We start from the raw sequence: 17,989 nt of genomic DNA, 5'->3' as shown, positions 1-17,989 counted from the left end.
TGCCGCCGTCTAGCCGGCGTCGTCACCACCAAAAAGGGAGGAACATCATGTCGCATCTGACCCAGCTTCGGAATACCAGCTTTCTGTTCGCCGCGTTCGGTCTCGCCGTCGCCGGTCTCGCCGCCGCGATGCCGGTCCAGCCGGCGCAGGCCCAGGTCGCCGCGGTCGCCCCCGGCCGTCCCGCCGCCGACAAGGCGCAGGACGCCGACCGCAAACCCGGCATGATGGTCAAGTTCGCGCGCATCAAGCGCGGCGACACGGTCGTCGAGATCCTGCCCGGCGAGGGCTATTTCACGCGCATCTTCTCGAACGCGGTGGGGCCCAAGGGCAAGGTCTATGCGACCGAGCTGCGCGACCCGGCGGGGGCGCAGGCGATCGCCGCCGAACCGGGGCGCGGCAATGTCGAGGCCTATGCCGGCAAGCCCGGCGACATCGCCCCGGCGGGCGTCGCCGACGTCGTGTGGACGTCGCGCAACTATCACGACCTGAAAGGTCCGAAGGCGCCCGCCGACGCGGCGGAGCAGGTCAACAAGGCGGCGTTCGCAGCTCTCAAGCCCGGCGGCTATTATATCGTGCTCGACCATAGCGCCGCGGCGGGATCGGGGCTGCGCGACGTCGACACGCTGCACCGCATCGACGTCGAGGCGGTGAAGGCCGAAGTGCTGGCGGCGGGCTTCGTGCTCGAGGGCGAAAGCCCGCTGCTGGTCAACAAGGCCGATGCGCGCACGCTGCCGGTGTTCGACGACGCGATCAAGGGCAAAACCGACCAGTTCGTGCTGCGGTTCCGGAAACCGGGCTGACATCCTGCGGTCCATGTCGGGGTAAACCCAGCACCAGCGCGGCTTTCCACCAGCGTGCCACCGCCTCGAACAGGGCAGGCTCTAGTCGGCCGCCGTAACCTCTTCCTGCAGCGCCTTGACGATCGCCGCGACCGAAGTCGGGGCATAGGCGAAGCCCATATGGCCGCAGTCGACCTCGATCTGGCGGTCGCTTTCGTGCGGGGCGCCGCGGGCGCTGTTGATCGCGACGACCCCGTCGTGCTTCGACCACAGCGCGAAGGTCGGCATTTCGGGGCGCGGGGCGGGATGGAAGTCGATCGGCGGATTGTCGACCGGGTGGCGCGCGATCAGGTGATAGAGGCGCCAGGCGCGGTTGGCGCGGCGGCTGCCCGAAAAGGGCGAGCCCAGGGTGACGACGCGCGCGACCTTGCCGGGATGATGCTTGGCATATTCGCGGGCATAGATGCCGCCGAGGCTCCAGCCGACCAGCGCGGGCGCATGGCCGGTGCGGTCGATGATCCATTGCACGCGCCCGTCGATCCGCTCGATGATGTCGGGGGTCGCGCCGCGGTTGAAACCGAGGCCCCAGGCATAGCAGCGGAAACCCGCGCGGCGCAGGTCGGCGCGCAGCGCCTTGGTCGCCCAGTCGCCCGACAGGAAACCGGGCAGCACCATCACCGGCGGATGCTCGCTGTCGGGATTGGGCTCGGGCGGCAGGGGGCGGACGCGGCCCCACAAGGCGCGCGCGAGCAACCCGATCTCGCGCCACAGCAGGCCCAGCGGCGGTGGCGCGTCGGGGTCGGGAATGCGCGCGCTAGCCATTCGGCGCGGCGGGTGAGAAAGCCGCGGATCATCCGCGGCGATATAGTCATTGTTGTTTCCCGGCGAAAGCCGGGGGCCAGCAGGATCGCGTAAACTTTCCTGGACCCCGGCTTTCGCCGGGGAACGTTCATCCTTTCGGAACCAGTTTCAGCAGCTTGCCGTCGCTGCCGTCGGTCAGCAGCCAGACGGTGCCGTCGTCGCGCACCTCGACCTCGCGGATGCGCTTGCCGAAGTCCCAGCGGCCGGATTTGTGCAGCCTGTCGCCGTCGATCGCCATCCGGATCAGCCCTTCGCCCGACAGCGCGCCCATCAGCAGGCTGTTCTTCCAGCCGGGATAGAGGTCGCCATCGTACCAGGCGAGACCGGCGGGCGAGACCGAGGGGTTCCACCAGAGCGCCGGGGCCGCGAATTCGGGTCGGGTCGGGTGGTCGGGAATGTCCCGCCCGTCATAATGGTCGCCGTTCGACACGATCGGATAGCCGTAATTGGATTTCGCCGCGACGAGGTTGACCTCGTCGCCGCCCCTCGGGCCCATTTCCTGGTTCCAGAGTTTGCCCGAGCCGTCGAAGGCGAGGCCGAGGATGTTGCGATGGCCGAGCGACCAGATCTGTGCGGTGACGCCGCCCTCGCCGGCGAAAGGATTGTCGGCGGGGATGCTGCCGTCGGGGTTGAGGCGCAGGATCTTGCCGAGATTGGCCTTCATGTCCTGCGCGGGGTCGAATTTCTGCCGCTCGCCCGAGCCGATGAACAGATATCGGCCGTCGGGCGAGAAAGCGAGGCGGTGCGAGAAATGGCCGCGGCCGCCGACCTTGGGCGACTGGGTCCAGATCGTCTGCAGTCCCTCGAGCCGCGGCGCGGCGCCCTGCACCAGCTTCGCCTTGCTTACCACCGCGCCGAAGGTGCCGTTATCGCCGGCTTCGACCCAGCTCAGATAGACCGTGCCGCTCGTGGCGAAATCGGGCGCGAGGATCACGTCGCCGAAACCGCCCTGCCCGCCATAGGCGACCGCGGGCACTCCGGCGACGTCGAGTGTCGGGCCGCCCTCCTGCCAGAGTTTGAGCCTGCCCGATTTTTCGGTGACCAGCGCCTGGCGCCCGCCGGGCAGGAAGGTCATCGCCCAGGGCTCGTCGAAGCTCGCGACCTCCTGCACCGTGAAGGGGGCGTCGGCGAGCGGCGCCGCGGGCTGCGCGCCGTTGGCGTCGATCGCGGCGGCGGCCTCGCTGCGCGTCGCGCCCGACGAACAGGCGCCGACCAGCATCGCCGCGGCGAGGGTAAGATGGGGGAGGGTTTTCATGGATCTCGCTCGCTTTGCTGGGGGAGGAAGCGCGGCCAGTCTGCCCTCTGCGACCCGCGGAGTCGAGGGGTCAGCGCCCCTGCGTCTCGTGCCGCGCGGCGATGGTTTCGACGCTGTCCATGATCGCGTCGATCGCCTCGCTGGCGGGCGCGGCCTCGGCGCGTCTCTGCGAGAACTGGCCCTGCGCCATGATGTCTTCGAGCGCGGTGCGGGCGCGCGACACGCGGCTCTTCATCGTGCCGAGCGCGCAGCCGCAGATGCTCGCGGCCTCCTCATAGGACATGCCGCCGGCACCGACGAGGATCAGCGCCTCGCGCTGGTCCTGCGGCAATTCCATCAGGCCGCGCTGCAGGTCGGCCATTTCGCCCGATTCCTCCTGGCTCGCGGGCGTCGACAGCGTGCGTTCGACCGCCGTCTCGTCATAATCGCCGACGAACTTGTTGCGCCGCATCTGCGACAGGAAGGTGTTGCGCAGGATGACGAAGGTCCATGCCTTGATCGAGGTTCCCGGCTCGAAGCGGTCGCGCGAGGCCCAGGCCTTGACCATCGTGTCCTGGGTCAGATCGTCGGCGAGGTCGGGATTGCCCGACAGGCTGCGGCCATAGGCGCGCAGATGCGGGATGACCCCGGCGAGCAGAGTCTTGAATTCGCGGTCGGGCAGGCTGTTCCTCCCCTCCCGCTGAGAAACGGCACTTGCCTCGGTCATTCGCGGTGGGGGGCTTTCCGTTCGAGCTGCGAGAGGAGATCGAGCATGTCGTCGGGCAGGGCCTCGGCCACGATATTGCCATAGATCGTGCGCAGCCTGGCGCTGACCGGCTCGGGGGCCTGCCGCCCAGTGAGGGCGCGGTGCCACTCGTCGCCGCCGGTGCCGGTGAAACTGCCCACCGGCGGGCGACGCTCCGCGGCCACCCGCAGGGAGGCGCCATTGCCCTTCATCCTATGATCCCCGTGCGTTGCCATGTCCGAGGAACGAAAAAGGAGGCGGCAAGTTCCCGCGCCCGTTGTTTTTTGCGACGGATCGCGCGGCGCGACAAAAGATCGGCGCGGCTAACCTGGATTAGCGCGTCGCGCCCCGCGCCCATGTAGTCCCGGCGGGGGCGGGGCACATCGGCTGCCTGGGCGGGAGGGTCGTGCCATGCTTTCGGTCATCTATGTCAGCGTCGCCGACCCCGATCTCGGGCCCGCCGATATCGCGTCGATGGTCGCGGGCGCCCAGGCCAACAACGCGCGCGACGGGCTGACCGGCGCGCTGATCTACAACGGCCAGAATTTCATGCAATTGCTCGAAGGGCCGGTGGCCGGGGTCGAGGCGTGCCTGGCGCGCATCCGCGCCGACCTGCGGCACCACGGGATGATCGAGGTTCGCCGCCGGCTGGTCGACGTCCGCGAGTTCGCGGACTTTTCGATGCTCTACAGCCCGCTGTTCCGGGCGCATGACGAGGATCTGTCGCGGCTCGCCGCGCGCAGGGCGCTCGACCCGCAGGACGAGCGGCTGATGTCCAATTTCCTCGGGCTCGGCCGGCCCGGCGGAGCGGGGTGAGCCATCTCTCTGCCGCGCCGCCGCCATATGGGTTTGCATCGCGCCGCGAACGGGCTAAGCCATGCCAAGATGATGTCTGACTTCAAGGCTCTGCCAGCGGGACCGGACGGGTGCCCGTGACAACCAGCGACACCGCACAGCCGCTCGACGACGCGGCGTTCAAGAAGGAACTCGCCGCGATGCTGCCGCATCTGCGCGCCTTTGGCCGCAGCCTGTGCGGCAATGCCGACCTGGCCGACGACCTGGTGCAGGAAACGATGCTGAAGGCGTGGAAGGCGCGGACGCAATATATTCCCGGGCCGTCGAGCATGAAGAGCTGGGCCTTCGTCATCCTGCGCAACTGTTTCCTGTCGCAGATGCGGCGCCGGAAATTCACCGCCGATTATGACGAAATCGCCGCCGAACGGCTGCTCGTCGCGCCCGACGATCAGGACGACAGCCTGCATCTGGGCGATGTCCAGCGCGGGTTGATGATGCTGCCGGTCGATCAGCGCGAGGCGCTGGTGCTGATCGGGGCCGGGCAATTATCCTATGAGGAAGCGGCGGCGATCTGCGGCTGCGCGGTGGGGACGATGAAAAGCCGCGTGTCGCGCGCGCGGACGGCGCTGCAGGACATATTGGACGGCGGACAGATGCCGCTGCGCAGCAGCGATCCCCTGCCCGCGAGCGAGGCGTTCCGCAGCATCATGGACGACGTCGACGACCTGACCGCGAACGGGCCGAGCGGAAGGTAGCCCACCGGCCCTATCCCTCTTCTGTGGTGACGGTTTTCGGGCGAGGGCGGTCACAAGCGATCATCCCGCGCCGGGGAGCATCGGCGGCCAGCCACTCTTTGGCCGAACGCCTGTCGCCGCTTTGACTATTGCCCCGCCAGCGCGGTCAGCGCATCGCCATCGACGCGCATAACGGTCCATTCGTCCATCGGTCTGGCGCCAAGGCTCCGGTAGAAGCCGATCGACGGGGTGTTCCAGTCGAGCACCCACCATTCGAGCCGCGCGCAGTCGCGCTCCTTGCAGAGCTTCGCGAGATGGGTCAGCAGCGCCTTGCCCAGCCCCGACCCGCGCGCTTCGGGCCGCACGAACAGGTCTTCGAGATAGAGGCCCGGCTTGCCCTCGAAGGTCGAGAAATTGTGGAAGAAGAGCGCGAAGCCCTGCGGGCTGCCGTCGATCTCGCCGATCACCACCTCGGCATAGGGCCGCGCGCCGAACAGCCGGTCGCCGAGCGCGGCTTCGTCGAAACGTACCTCGTGCGCCAGTTTCTCATAATCGGCGAGGTCGCGGATGAACCGCGCGATCAGCGGCAGGTCGGCGGGCGTGGCGGGACGGATGGTGAGGGTCATGCCCGGCGTCTGTCGCGCGCCGCCGCCGCTGTCAAATCCGCTTTCGCGCCGCGAGGATCGCGAGCGCGGCGATGACCAGCGCGGGCTGGCCGATCACCGCGGGCGCGTCGGCCCAGAAGGTCGCGGGACCGCAGATGCCGGCCGCGACCTCATAGATATGGAGCGCACCGTGGAGCGCGAGCCACAGCCCGCCGACAGCCGCCGCGCGCCACCGCCGAACGGGGTCGAGCGCGGCGTAGAGCAGGATCAGCCCGCTGCCGGCATAGGCGAGGCCGATGTCGCGGATGAAATGCTGGTTGGGCGGGCCGGTCGTGACGACGGTGGGCACGAAGACATACCAGTCGAGCGGCTTCGCCAGCATGAAAAGGCCGTTGGCGATGGTGGTGACCGCCGCGACCAGCAGGAGCAGCTGGACCACGCGGTCGAGCAGGTCATATTTTGCCGCCGCCATCGCCCGTCTCCTGCCTGGCCGTTCCGATGCTCTTATAGAAGCGATCATAGGCGACGAACAGCGCCGCACCGACCGACGAGGCCATCAGCCCGACGACAAGGCTGTCGAAGACCATCAGCGCCCAGACCAAGGCGTCGGGAGCGCCGAGCGCCCATTTATGGTTCAGGCTGTGGATCAGCATCAGCGGCGCGTAGGCGAGCGGAAGCAGCAGCGCGAGCAGCAGGATCCAAGGCCAGCTGCGGGTCAGGATCGTGCGCAACGGCGTCGCGCGGTCGCCGAAAAGGCCGGCGAGCATCACGAACAGGAAGGGGAAGGACAGCAGGCTGAAGAGGATCGAGACGATGATCGGCGGCTCGCGGTCCGCGAGCAGCGGGAAAAGCTCGCCGGTCGACCCGATCAGGAAGAAGGCGGCAAAGCCGAGCAGCAGCTGGCCCAAGCCGAGGCGGCGGATATCATACCAGCGCCCGCCATGGGCGCGGCACCACCAGAAGCGCGCCGAAGCGAAGAAGGTGAGCGCGAGGCCGGTGAGCTTCGCATAGCCGAAGGCCCAGCGCAGCGGGTCGTTGGCAAGGCTGCGCCCGATCGCCAGGCTGTCGAACATGCCGAGCCGGATTTCGGCGACATGCTGCGCGAATTCGGGGACGACGACGAGCGCGACGACAACGGAGCCGACCCAGAACAGGCTGACCGTGCGGGTCAGATAGTCGCCGATGGCGGAAAGAATGGTGCGGAAAAATGCCGCTATCTGGCTCTGGGTGGTCATTGTCAGCGGATCAGCCTTATGTCGATTTCGAGCAAGGATTTTGCCTCTGCCATTCGGCGGTCGGCAGTCAGGATCGGCAGACCGAGTTGCTGACCCAATGCGAGACATGCCCGGTCGCCGAGTGAAAGGCCGAGGTGTCTGGTGGGTTGTCGCAGCAGGGCGCTACGCTCGGCTTGGTCGGAATCGAAATCATGGATTCCCAGTTCCAAGCGCACGATCTGCCGCCGCGCATCGCGCATCGACAGGCCATATTCCATCAATTTGGCCAATATTTCGCTCATATTGACCGATCCCAAGCGGGCAGCGGACAAATGCTCGGCCACGACGTCCGCCCCATTCTCGGCCAACAGGACGGAAAGGACGGCCGACGCATCCAGTACGACCGTCACGGTTTGCGATCTTCGGCGGCCGCCTCCGCACGGCGTTCGGCGATGAGTTCGTCCACCAAGGACCCCTTGTAGGGACCGATCAGTTTTCGGACCTCTGCTTGGATTTCGCGCAGGACCTGTTGAGAGGTTTTAAGAACAAGACTGTTTCCGTCGCGTTCGATGACCAACTGGTCGCCGTCCTTGAACCCCAGTTCACGGCGCAATTCGGCCGGGATGACAATCTTGCCCCCTTTGATCAGCTTGGCGTGGTAGGTCATGACGAACTCCTCAGGTCCCATTTCATATCATAGGACCTAAAGATCGACAATGTACCGGAGCCGTGTCAGCGCCGATTCTCCCCGACCCGGACAATTTTCCCCACCTCCAGCTCGTCGATGCGCAGCTTGCGGATACGCGCCCTTCCGATGCGGAGGCGGCCGATGGCGAGCGCGCCGACCGCGAAGGCGCCCAGCGCGAAGGCGCCGATCGCGAGCGCCGCGACATGGCCCGCGCCGAGCGCCGCGGCGCCGGTAGCCGAAGCTCCGGTCGCGGCCGCCTTGCGCGCGACCGGCGGTTCGATGACGATGTCGGTCTTGCCCTTCACGCCGCCTTGCCGTGCAGCGTGTCCATGCTCACCGCGCTGCCCGCCTCGATCTCGGCTGCCTTGGCTTCGACGAGCCTGACGACATGCGCGATCATGTCGGCGTCCTGGACATGATGGTCGGTGACGCCCGAGAGGTACACCATGTGCCGGCCGTTGCCGCCGCCGGTGATGCCGATGTCGGTCTCGCGCGCCTCGCCGGGGCCGTTGACGACGCAGCCGAGCACCGACAGCGACATCGGGGTCTTGATATGGCTCAGCGCCTCCTCGAGCGCCTGGACGGTGCGGATGACGTCGAAGCCCTGGCGCGCGCAGCTGGGGCACGAGACGACGCGGACGCCGCGGGTTCTGAGGCCCAGCGACTTCAGAATCTCGTAGCCGACGCGGACTTCTTCCTCGGGCTCGGCCGACAGGCTGACGCGGATCGTGTCGCCGATGCCCGCCCAGAGCAAATTGCCGATGCCGAGCGCCGACTTGACGGTGCCGCCGATCAGTCCGCCGGCTTCGGTGATGCCGAGGTGCAAGGGACAGTCGACCGCTTCGGCGAGCTGCATATAGGCGGCGACGGCGAGGAAGACGTCGCTCGCCTTCACCGCGACCTTATAGTCGTGGAAATCATGGTCTTGCAGCAGCTTGATATGGTCGAGCGCGCTTTCGGTCAGCGCTTCGGGACAGGGCTCGCCATATTTTTCGAGCAGATCCTTCTCCAGGCTGCCGGCGTTGACGCCGATGCGGATCGCGCAGCCGTTCGCCTTGGCGGCGCGGACGACCTCGCCGACACGCTCGCCGCTGCCGATGTTGCCCGGATTGATGCGCAGGCACGCGGCCCCGGCATCGGCGGCTTCCAAGGCACGCTTGTAGTGGAAATGGATGTCGGCGATGATCGGCACGCGCGCGGCGCGGACGATCTTGCCGAGCGCGGCGGTCGAATCGGTGTCGGGGCACGAGACGCGGATCAGGTCGGCGCCCGCTTCCTCGCAGCGGCGGATCTGGTCGATTGTCGCGACCGCGTCGCTGGTCAGTGTGTTGGTCATCGTCTGCACCGTGATCGGTGCGTCGCCGCCGACGGGGACGGTGCCGACCATGATCCGGCGGCACTGGCGCCGCGCGATGTCGCGCCAGGGGCGCAGGCCGGGGTTGTGATCGCTCATCGGTTCGTCCTTGGGAGAGGTTTGTCGCTCTTTAGAGCAGGATTGGCTTTGGATGAAGCGTTTTACCCTCACGTCCGTCATCCCGGTCTTCGCCGGGACGACGATAGGGGCGATGGTTGCTCTTGCGGCGCGGTGCGGCCAGAGTCGCGGTCCCCCGAACCTCCAAGGATGTTTCATGCTTCGTCTGCTTGCCGTCCCCGCGCTCCTGATCGCCGCGCCCGCCGCCGCGCAGGACGTCACCGATCCACCTTCGGGTTCGCTGACCGTGTCGGGCGGGATCGACCTGGTGTCGGATTATCGCTTTCGCGGCCTCTCGCTGTCGGACAAGGATGTCGCGGTGCAGCCGGCGATCACGGTCAGCCACGACAGCGGCTTCTACCTCGGCGCCTGGGGTTCGAATATCGACGCGGGCGCGGCCGCCGACGATGTCGAGGTCGACCTTTATGGCGGATACGAGACCGGGATCGCGCCGGGGGTGCGGCTCGACGCCGGGCTGACCTATTATTGGTATCCCGATGGCGACGGCGCATTCGGGCCGAGCGATTATGGCGAGGGAACGCTGCGCCTGTCCTATATGCTGGGGCCGGTCGAGGCGACGGGCACGGTCGCCTATGCATGGAACCAGGCGGCGCTCGGCGATTCCGACAATCTCTATCTCAGGCTCGGCTTGTCGTCGGGAATCCCGAACACCCCGGTGACGCTGAATGCGAGCATCGGACACAGCGACGGCGCGCTGGCGCCGGGGGGCGATTATCGCGACTGGTCGCTGGGGGCGACCGCGACCTTCGACCGGTTCACGCTGGGGCTGAAATATGTCGATACCGGTGTGCGCAAGACCGGCGTGAAGGCGATCGACCGGCGCTATGACGCGACCGTCGTCGCGTCGCTGGGATTTGCCTTCTGACCGCGCAATTTTGTTTCATCTGAAACCGCTATAGCGTAAGGTAATTGTTGCAAAATTGTCACAGCGGCCCTTTTTAAGACAGGCGCCGCAACTTTTTCGATTGTGCGGCGCAGCAACTTCGCCAAAAGAGACGCACGCATGACCGGACTGGCCCGACATAGAGGCTGGCTGTCACGCAGCAGGCAGGGACGATCCGTTTTTCCATTTGGGGATCTGTCCATGAAGAAACTCTCCCGCGCATGCCTGGGCATGCTTCTCGCCGCCGTTGCGGTTCCCTCGACTGCCTATGCCGAGGAAGAAGAAGACAGCGACGGCATCACCATTTCGGGTAGCGCCACCGTCGTCAGCGACTATCGTTTCCGCGGCTTCAGCCAGTCGAACGAGGAGGCCGCGATCCAGGGCGGCATCACGCTGTCGCACGACGTCGGCTTCTACATCGGCACCTGGGGTTCGAGCATCGGCTTCGCCAACGGCACCGAGATCGACGTTTTCGCCGGCTATTCCACCGAAGTCACCTCGGGGCTGACCGCCGATATCGGCGCGACCCTCTATCTCTATCCCGGCACGTCGAACAGCTCGGTCATCGAACCCTATTTCTCGCTGTCGGGGGATGTCGGTCCGGCCTCGATCAAGGGCCTCGTCGCCTGGGCGCCGGGCGGACAGGATTCGCTCGGCGACGCGAGCGGTGTCTATCTCGCCGGCGATATCGGGGTCGCGATTCCCGACACGCCGGTCACGCTGAAGGGCCATGTCGGCTATGCCAAGAGCGACAGCTTCCTCGGCGGTCTCGACGGCGAAGTGTTCGACTATTCGGTCGGCGTCGACTTCAGCTACAAGATGCTGACGCTCGGCGTCGCCTACGTCAACACCGACGCGCCCAAGTTCGGCGGCTTCAAGGAAGCCGTGGGCGCCGACGGTGCGGTGATCTTCTCGCTCGGCGCGTCTTTCTGACGCCGGGCCCGGAGGCGGCCTCTGGGGGGAGGCCGCCTCCCTTTATCTTCACTCGCGACGGAAAGGGCTAGGCCTTTGCCAGCCTTTTCTTTTTGGCGATTATGTCTTTTGCAAACCCAAGCGGCCTGTCGGGATCGGGGTGGAAGGCGGACATGAAGCCCCTCCCCTTCAGGGGAGGGGTTGGGGTGGGGTCCATCGGCCTTGCGCGAGGCCGATGGACCCCACCCGCTGCGACTAACGAACAAGTTCGTAAGTCTCGCTGCCCTCCCCTGAAGGGGAGGGCCTGATCTATTCCAATGTCCGCTCCCGCCCAATACCGCCTGTTCACCGGGCGTGTTTGCAAAGGACATAATCGCCTTCTTTTTGCGGCGGGATTCGGGCGGACCTTCGCCTCATTCGTCACGAGGCTATCGCTTCGCCGCCATCAGCGCATCGCGCGCGCCGCGCAGGCCGAGGAATTGTTCGGCCAGCATCCAGTCCTGCCGCGCGAGCTTGGGGTCGGACAGGCTGACGGTCCGGGCCTGGTTCAGCAGACCCGCGGCCTTTGCCGGCCGGCTCGCCGCCGAGCAGCGGCCAGGCCTTGCCCAGCGCATAGACCTCCCAGCCGAAGGGGACGTGGCGATAGGTGTCGACATAGGTGTCGCCGCCGGCACGGATAACGTTGACGTCGTTCGAGATATTCTGATCGACCGGCGACAGCCTGTCGATGCCCGCGACATAGATTTCGGCGATCTCCTTCGCCTCGGCCTCGCCGACCTCGGGCAGCAGCGCGACCGTCGCCATCGCCGATACCGACGGCGCTTCGGTGCGCAGGCTGTTGTCGGGATAGTCCGACCAGTTGACCCCGGGGCGCGGGCGCCGTTTCTTGAGCCATCCGACCGCGCGGGCGCGCGCCGCCCTGACCTTCGCCTGCAACGCCGGGTCGCCCTTCAGCACCGGGTCGATGTCGCGCAGCGCGATGACCGACAGCGCGGTGATATAGGTCGCGGCATTGTCGGGGCGGTCGGCGGCGTCCATCGCGCTCGACCACCAGCCTTCGCGATTCTGCGCGGCAAGCAGCGCCTCGACCACCGGCGCCGGGGGCGTGCGGTCCATCACGCCATAGGCGGTGAGCGTCCAGGTCGAGACGATGGTGAAGGGCGCGCCCTCGACGACGACGCAATGGCAGGGGCTGCCGAGAAATTTCGCGACCGCGGCCTCGAAGCGCTGCAGTTCTTCGGCGTTCGGCGACTTTTCGACCGCGATCAGCTGCGCCAGCGCCCAGAAGATCTTGCCGTTGTTCGTGGTCTCGGCGTCGTTCAGGGCGCTGACGAGCGCGTTGGCCATCACCGGTTCGGTGGTCCTGACCGTCTTGTCGAAGCCGGCGGCGACCGCGGCCTCGTCGAAGGCGGGGGCGCTGTTCGCATAATACCAGCCGCCGCCGCCGATCGCCGCGACCGCGAGCGCCGCCGCGCCGCCGAGCGCGAGCGGCGAGAGGCGGCGCTTCTGCGGACCGGCGGGGCGGATGTCGTCCGCGGTGGCCGCGGCGCCGGTCTTCCTGAGACGGCGGTCGATCGCGGCGAGGACGCGCTGCCACGCCGCATTCTCCGCGCCGCCGTCGAACCCCGACATGTCGAGGACGTTGACGTTGTAGAATTCGGCGGGCAGCGCCTCGAGGTCCATCTTTTCGAGCGCGATGGCGACGAGCGAGCCGCGGTCGAGCCCGATGCGGCTTTCGATGCGGACCCAGCGGCGCTGGATCGCGGCGGGGGTCCAGCATCCGAGCACGACCTTGGCGCCCTTGACCGCGTGGTCGATGACGTCGGGAAATTCGGCGCCCGCATCGATGCCCTCGGCATCGAAGAACACATGATGGCCGCGCGCGAGCAGCAGGTCGCGCAGCTGCATCGCCTTGTCGGCATCGACGCGGCTGTAGCTGATGAAGATGTCGTAGGGACGCTCGGCCGATGCGTCCGTCCGCTGCGCCGTCATGGCTGTCGCAACCTTCTGCCCCCTGCGCTGCGATCCTACCACAGCACCGATAGCATCCCTGCGACACATCGCAAGTCGCTTGACGGCATCGACGAACCGTTTATTTCTATCGACGAATTGAGCGAGGAGTCCCCCATGAGCGATGCTGCGTCCGTTCCTCCCACCCCGTCGCCCCGTCCGGCCCCGTCCCGCGAGAAAGGCGAACGCTCGCCGGGGGTGAAGCTGATCATCGCGGTGTTCATTGCCGTCGCGCTGATGGTGCCGCTGCTGATGGTCTATGGCCTGCTCTGGGACCGGCAGCAGCAGGCGGAGACCGCGCAGGCGTCGATCGGGCAGGGCTGGGGTGGGCAACAGACGATCGCCGGGCCGGTGATCGTCATCCCCTATCGCGCGACCGAGCAGCAGACGGTGACCGAGAATGGCCGCGACGTCACGCGGACGGTCGAGACCATCCGCAACCTCTATCTCTCGCCGCAGGCGAACAAGGCCGATGTCGTCATCAAGCCCGAAAAGCGCAAGAAGGCGATTTACGAGACCGTCGTCTATGAAAGCCAGATCGCGGGAAGCGCCGAATTCGTGCTGCCCGCCGACATCGCGCGCTATGGTGTCGCGCGCGAGGCCTTGCTGCTCGACCGCGCCGAGGTGCGGCTGGGGATCAGCGACGCGCGCGGGCTCATCGACGGCAACAGCCTGGCGGTGAACGGGACCGCGGTGCCGCTGCAGCCGGGCAAGGGACTGCTCTCGACCGGCAATTCGGGGACCTTCGCCTTCGTCGACTGGACCGGCGGCGCGCCGATGAAGGTCGATTACCGGATCGGCGTGCGCGGACTCGGCGATTTCAAGCTGGTCCCGCGCGGCGTCGATACGCGCTGGACGGTCAAATCGAGCTGGCCGAACCCCAGCTTCGGCGGCGATTTCCTGCCCGCGACGCGCAGCGTGACGGGAAGCGGTTTCACCGCGACCTATGCCATCCCCAATCTGGCGCTGGGGCAGGCGCAGGTACTGACCGGTGACCTGTCGCCGCCGCAGGTCAGGTACGGCGGCGGGCGCGACTATCTGGAACCCGTCGCCGTCGAGGCGGCGGCCGCGGCCGACGGTACGGGCGAGGCGGCGGGCGGCGTCGCGAAAGCGATCGCGATCAGCCTGATCGAACCGGTCGACCTTTACAGCCAGGTCGACCGCAGCATCAAATATGGCTTCCTGTTCATCGCCTTCACCTTCGTCGCCTTCCTGATGTTCGACATCATCGCGGGCGCGCGGGTCGCGGCGGCGGAATATCTGCTGACCGGGGTGGCGCTGGTCCTGTTCTTCGTGCTGCTGCTCGCCTTTGCCGAGGTGATCGGTTTCTTCTTTGCCTATCTGCTGGCGGCGGGCGCGATCATCGGGCTGCTCGCGGCGTACAGCGCGGCGGTGCTCAAGAGCTGGAAGCGCGCGCGTTTCCTCGCGGCGATGCTCGTCGGGCTTTACGCGCTGCTCTATGTGCTGCTCAACCTGGAGGCCTATTCGCTGCTGATCGGGTCGGTGCTGATGTTCTTCGCGCTCGCGGGCGTGATGTACATGACGCGCAATGTCGATTGGGGCGGCGTGGGCAAGAAGGCGGAGGGGACGGCGGTATAAAAGCGAGCGTGTCCCCGCGAAGGCGGGGACCCATCTCCTGCGGGTTCACCCTGGCACCGTCCGGAGATGGGCCCCTGCCTTCGCAGGGGCACGTCGATTTTTAACGCCAGCGCAGATTGCCGGGGCCGAGGTCGGCTAGGCTCCTCGCCCCCATCAGCTTCATCCCGCGCTCGATTTCGGTGCGGAGCAGCGCAATCGCGCGGGTGACGCCGTCCTCGCCCGCCGCGGCGAGGGCGTAGAGGTAGAGGCGGCCGCCCGAACAGGCTTTGGCGCCGACCGACAGCGCCTTCAGCACATGGGTGCCGCGGGTAATGCCGCCGTCGCAGATCACCTCCACCTTGTCGCCGACCGCGTCGACGATCTCGGCCAGCGCGTCGAAGGCGGAGCGGCTGCCGTCGAGCTGGCGCCCGCCATGGTTCGACACCATGATCGCAGTCGCGCCGATATCGACCGCGCGGCGGGCATCCTCGACCGCGACGATGCCCTTGAGGCAGAAGGGGCCGTTCCATTGCTTGCGGATCGCCTCGGCGCGTTTCCAGTCGAGGCTCTGGTCGAGCATCGAGGTGAAATATTCGGCGACCGATTTGGGCACGCTCGACCCTTCGGAGACATGCGTCGCGAGGTTGGGCAGGCTGAATTTCTCGCGCAGAACATAGTTCAGCCCCCAGCCGGGCTTGATCGCATAGCTCAGCATGTTGCCCGGTGCGAAGCGCGGCGGCGAGGTGAAGCCCGAGCGCAGGCAGCGTTCGCGATTTCCCCCGACGATCGTGTCGACGGTGAGCGCGACCGCGTCGAATTTCGCGGCGCGCGCGGCCTCTAGCATCGCCTGGTTGAGACCTTCGTCATGGTGGACATAGAGCTGGAACAGCTTGGGGCCGTCGGTAAGCGCGCCCGCCTCGGCAAGACCGACCGTCGCGAGGCTCGATATGCCCGCGACGGTGCCGGCCTTCGCCGCGGCGCGCAGCACGGCGCGTTCGCCCTGCCAGTGGAACAGGCGCTGGAGCGCGGTCGGCGAGAGGAACAGCGGCATCGCGATCTCGCGCCCGAACAGGGTGGTGCGCATGTCGACGGTCTGGACCCCGGCAAGCACGCGCGGGACGAGGTCGCAATCGTCGAAGGCTTCGCGGTTGCGGCGGCGCGTGACCTCGTCGTCGGCGGCGCCGTCGATATAGTCGAATACGGGCCAGGGCAGGCGCCGCTTCGCCAGCGCGCGGAAATCGTCGATATTGTGGCAGTCGGTCAGGCGCACGCTCTACTACCCCCGTTTGTCCTGAGCTTGTCGAAGGACTGTTCTTCTTTTCGACCTATGAAGGAAAGAACGGCCCTTCGACAAGCTCAGGGCGAACGGAAGAGGGCGTGACGAAATCAGAAGACGGTCCGCGCCGCCATGGTGCCCTTGGTCGCGAAGCTGAAGCGCGGTTCGACGGGCAGATTCTCGTCGAGGATATGCGCGGCGACGCGCTTGCCGACCGCGGGGCCGTTCTTGAAGCCATGGCCCGATCCGCCGCCGATCAGCCAGACACGCGCCTGCCCCGGCAGGCGGTCGATCAGATAGTCGCCGTTCGAACTGTTCTCATATTGGCAGACGCGCCCGCCGATCAGCGGCGCGCCGGCAAGGCCGGGGAAGCGGCGCTCGACATAGGCGCGCGCTTCCGCGATGCCCGCGGGCGAGAGCGCGCGGTCCTGTGTGTCGGGGTCGACGACGGGGCCATGGACGTCGCTCGCGATCTTGAATCCGGCGCCCTCGAGGTCGGGGATGCCATAGACGATGCGGCCGTTGTTGAAATCGGCCCAGGCCGGCAGGTTCGGCGGCGCGAAGCGCGTGTCGCCCTGCGGCGCGCCGAAATGATAGACCTCCTGCCGCGTCGCGACGATCCGGCCCATCAACTGCTGCGGGAAGAGTTCGGCGAGCCAGGGGCCGCAGCAATAGACGAGATGATCGGCGGTACCGCCGTCGGGCAAAGTGTGGCGCTGGATCTTCTTCGACAGCAGGGGCGCGGGCATGACCACGGGCTCGACCGCGATCTGCGCGTCGGCGATCACTTCCTGCACGCCGCGCGCCGCGATCAGCGCGCCGGTCTCGGTTTCGAGAATGCCCGTTTCGCCCTGATAGAATTGGATCTGCCGATATTTGTTCGAGAGCCAGGCGACGTCGCCATGTTCGTGGCCGATCCGGTTCGCCTGAAGCCAGGCGAGCGACTGCGCGGTATAGGCGTCGCCCTGCGGCGCGAACCACAGCACGCCGGTATTGTGGAAGATCGGCGCGCTGGCGCTGTCGGACAGATCCTTCCAATATTTCAGCGATTCGCGCGCCATGTCCGAATAGAGGGTGTCGGCGCCATAGCCCATGCGGATGACCCGGCTCTCGCCGCCCGAGGAGGAACGGACGTGGCCCGCGCCATAGGCGTCGAACAGCCGCACCGACTTGCCTGCGCGCAGCAGGTGCCAGGCGGTCCAGGCGCCGAACACGCCGGCGCCGATCACCGCAACGTCGACGTGCTGGACGGTCGGCTTCGCGGGCTTGCGCTTCTTCGGCTTGCGCTCCTTGCGCTCGGCCGCCGCGGCAGCGGTGGCGACCGGGAGGGCGGCGAGGCCGGTGAGCAGCGCGCGGCGTGTCGTCATGCGGTGGCCCAGGCGATCAGCGCGCGGCCGCTGCCGCCGAGGCCGGCAAGATCGGCGGCGTCGCCGAGCAGCCAGCATTCGCCGGGCTGCCAGGGCTAGGCCGCCCGCGGTTCCGTGTCCCGCGACCGGGATAAACCAGACGGGGCCATGGGCGCCGAGGTCGGGGAGAGCGGCGAAATCGTCGCAATGCGCGTCGATCAGGGCGAATTTCGGGCCGTTGACCAGCCGGTCGATACCCACCGCGATCGGCGCGCGCAGATTGGCGGTCAGATAGGGGCCCGTTTCGGCGCAGCCCATCGCCTCGTCCAGGTGCAGTTCGCGCGGGCGCCCATAGTCGTAGAGGCGATAGGTGATGTCGGCATATTGCTGCACCTCGATCAGCGACAGGCCGCCGCCGATCGCGTGGATCGTGCCGGGCGTGACGTGGAAATGGTCGCCGGGCGCGACGGGTTTCCAGTCGATCAGCTGCTCGATGCTGCCGTCGAGCGCGGCCTCGCGCAGCCGTTCCGGCGATACGCGCTGTTCGAGGCCGAGGCCGATCACGGCGTCGTCGTCGGCATCGAGGATGACCCACGCCTCCTCCTTGCCCTGCCGCGCGCCGATGGCTTGCGCCTGCGCATCGTCGGGGTGGACCTGCACCGACAGGGCTTCGGAGGTGAAGAGATATTTGACGAGCAGCGCGGGCTCGGGCGACCCGGCGGGCAGTTCGAACCAGATTTCGCCGATCCGCTCGCCCCCGGCGTCGAAAAGCGCACCGATGTCGGTGCGGCCCCAGGGCTTGGCGACGCGGCGCGGGATGAGGCGAATGGCGGTCAT

Annotated in this window: 20 protein-coding genes; 6 read left to right on the top strand and 14 right to left on the bottom strand. The window is 67.2% G+C overall.

What is annotated here, in order from left to right:
- Nucleotides 1-47: 47 nt before the first annotated feature.
- On the top strand, nt 48-800 hold the full coding sequence (locus tag N0A20_RS12865) for a class I SAM-dependent methyltransferase (protein ID WP_260580754.1): 753 nt from the start codon (nt 48-50) through the stop codon (nt 798-800).
- An 81-nt stretch (nt 801-881) separates the two neighbouring features.
- Here the strand turns inward: N0A20_RS12865 and N0A20_RS12860 are convergent, their stop codons facing one another.
- From N0A20_RS12860 to N0A20_RS12845, 4 genes are all read right to left on the bottom strand, one after another.
- Nucleotides 882-1,601 carry an esterase/lipase family protein gene (locus N0A20_RS12860; protein WP_260580753.1) on the bottom strand — a complete coding sequence of 240 codons (720 nt, stop codon included), beginning with the start codon at nt 1,599-1,601 and terminating at the stop codon, nt 882-884.
- 127 nt (nt 1,602-1,728) lie between these two features.
- On the bottom strand, nt 1,729-2,895 hold the full coding sequence (locus N0A20_RS12855; protein ID WP_260580752.1) for a PQQ-dependent sugar dehydrogenase: 1,167 nt from the start codon (nt 2,893-2,895) through the stop codon (nt 1,729-1,731).
- Between the two features lie 70 nt (nt 2,896-2,965).
- Nucleotides 2,966-3,601: a sigma-70 family RNA polymerase sigma factor gene (locus N0A20_RS12850; RefSeq protein WP_260580751.1), complete on the bottom strand. Its 636-nt coding sequence runs from the start codon at nt 3,599-3,601 to the stop codon at nt 2,966-2,968.
- Entirely contained in the window at nt 3,598-3,831 is a 234-nt protein-coding gene (locus tag N0A20_RS12845) for a NepR family anti-sigma factor (RefSeq protein WP_260580750.1), read from the bottom strand. The genes N0A20_RS12850 and N0A20_RS12845 overlap by 4 nt, the downstream gene beginning before the upstream one ends.
- Before the next feature lie 199 nt (nt 3,832-4,030).
- Between N0A20_RS12845 and N0A20_RS12840 the strand changes: the two genes are divergently transcribed.
- Together N0A20_RS12840 and N0A20_RS12835 are read left to right on the top strand one after the other, a co-directional pair.
- Nucleotides 4,031-4,435 (top strand): BLUF domain-containing protein, encoded by a 405-nt coding sequence (locus N0A20_RS12840; protein ID WP_260580749.1) that lies wholly within the window; start codon nt 4,031-4,033, stop codon nt 4,433-4,435.
- Nucleotides 4,436-4,614: 179 nt separating this feature from the next.
- Complete coding sequence (locus N0A20_RS12835; RefSeq protein WP_409574793.1) at nt 4,615-5,169, top strand: sigma-70 family RNA polymerase sigma factor; 555 nt, start codon at nt 4,615-4,617, stop codon at nt 5,167-5,169.
- A gap of 125 nt (nt 5,170-5,294) precedes the next feature.
- Here N0A20_RS12835 and N0A20_RS12830 read toward each other — a convergent pair whose 3' ends face one another.
- From N0A20_RS12830 to ispG, 7 genes are all read right to left on the bottom strand, one after another.
- Nucleotides 5,295-5,774, bottom strand: a complete 480-nt coding sequence (locus tag N0A20_RS12830; protein WP_260580747.1) for a GNAT family N-acetyltransferase — start codon at nt 5,772-5,774, stop codon at nt 5,295-5,297.
- 31 nt (nt 5,775-5,805) lie between these two features.
- The gene (locus tag N0A20_RS12825) at nt 5,806-6,225 is read right to left on the bottom strand and encodes a hypothetical protein (protein WP_260580746.1); all 420 of its coding nucleotides are present in this window, start codon (nt 6,223-6,225) and stop codon (nt 5,806-5,808) included.
- Entirely contained in the window at nt 6,206-6,988 is a 783-nt protein-coding gene (locus tag N0A20_RS12820; RefSeq protein WP_260580745.1) for a hypothetical protein, read from the bottom strand. The genes N0A20_RS12825 and N0A20_RS12820 overlap by 20 nt, the downstream gene beginning before the upstream one ends.
- A 2-nt stretch (nt 6,989-6,990) precedes the next feature.
- Nucleotides 6,991-7,377: a type II toxin-antitoxin system VapC family toxin gene (locus N0A20_RS12815; RefSeq protein ID WP_260580744.1), complete on the bottom strand. Its 387-nt coding sequence runs from the start codon at nt 7,375-7,377 to the stop codon at nt 6,991-6,993.
- Nucleotides 7,374-7,634 (bottom strand): AbrB/MazE/SpoVT family DNA-binding domain-containing protein, encoded by a 261-nt coding sequence (locus N0A20_RS12810; RefSeq protein ID WP_260580743.1) that lies wholly within the window; start codon nt 7,632-7,634, stop codon nt 7,374-7,376. The genes N0A20_RS12815 and N0A20_RS12810 overlap by 4 nt, the downstream gene beginning before the upstream one ends.
- Nucleotides 7,635-7,699: 65 nt before the next feature.
- Nucleotides 7,700-7,960, bottom strand: a complete 261-nt coding sequence (locus N0A20_RS12805; protein ID WP_260580742.1) for a hypothetical protein — start codon at nt 7,958-7,960, stop codon at nt 7,700-7,702.
- The gene (gene ispG / locus N0A20_RS12800) at nt 7,957-9,108 is read right to left on the bottom strand and encodes a flavodoxin-dependent (E)-4-hydroxy-3-methylbut-2-enyl-diphosphate synthase (RefSeq protein ID WP_260580741.1); all 1,152 of its coding nucleotides are present in this window, start codon (nt 9,106-9,108) and stop codon (nt 7,957-7,959) included. The genes N0A20_RS12805 and ispG overlap by 4 nt, the downstream gene beginning before the upstream one ends.
- Nucleotides 9,109-9,283: 175 nt before the next feature.
- On the opposite strand from ispG, the gene N0A20_RS12795 reads away from it, so the two are divergent.
- Complete coding sequence (locus N0A20_RS12795) at nt 9,284-10,012, top strand: TorF family putative porin (RefSeq protein WP_260580740.1); 729 nt, start codon at nt 9,284-9,286, stop codon at nt 10,010-10,012.
- Nucleotides 10,013-10,231: 219 nt separating this feature from the next.
- Nucleotides 10,232-10,963: a TorF family putative porin gene (locus tag N0A20_RS12790; protein ID WP_260580739.1), complete on the top strand. Its 732-nt coding sequence runs from the start codon at nt 10,232-10,234 to the stop codon at nt 10,961-10,963.
- A 399-nt stretch (nt 10,964-11,362) separates the two neighbouring features.
- Here the strand turns inward: N0A20_RS12790 and N0A20_RS12785 are convergent, their stop codons facing one another.
- Nucleotides 11,363-12,934, bottom strand: coding sequence for a toll/interleukin-1 receptor domain-containing protein (locus N0A20_RS12785; RefSeq protein ID WP_260580738.1), 1,572 nt, complete (start codon nt 12,932-12,934; stop codon nt 11,363-11,365).
- 135 nt (nt 12,935-13,069) lie between these two features.
- On the opposite strand from N0A20_RS12785, the gene creD reads away from it, so the two are divergent.
- Nucleotides 13,070-14,551 carry a cell envelope integrity protein CreD gene (creD, locus tag N0A20_RS12780; RefSeq protein ID WP_260580737.1) on the top strand — a complete coding sequence of 494 codons (1,482 nt, stop codon included), beginning with the start codon at nt 13,070-13,072 and terminating at the stop codon, nt 14,549-14,551.
- Between the two features lie 100 nt (nt 14,552-14,651).
- Here creD and N0A20_RS12775 read toward each other — a convergent pair whose 3' ends face one another.
- Nucleotides 14,652-15,800, bottom strand: a complete 1,149-nt coding sequence (locus tag N0A20_RS12775; RefSeq protein WP_260580736.1) for an alpha-hydroxy acid oxidase — start codon at nt 15,798-15,800, stop codon at nt 14,652-14,654.
- Between the two features lie 116 nt (nt 15,801-15,916).
- A complete protein-coding gene (locus N0A20_RS12770; protein ID WP_260580735.1) occupies nt 15,917-17,989 on the bottom strand; it encodes an FAD-dependent oxidoreductase in 2,073 nt (690 codons plus the stop codon).

It is taken from the genome of Sphingopyxis sp. PET50 (assembly GCF_025244705.1).
In the GTDB taxonomy this organism is placed as follows: Bacteria; Pseudomonadota; Alphaproteobacteria; order Sphingomonadales; family Sphingomonadaceae; genus Sphingopyxis.
The sequence above is the reverse complement of the archived record's forward strand: the minus strand, read 5'-3'. Positions and strand labels throughout refer to the sequence as shown.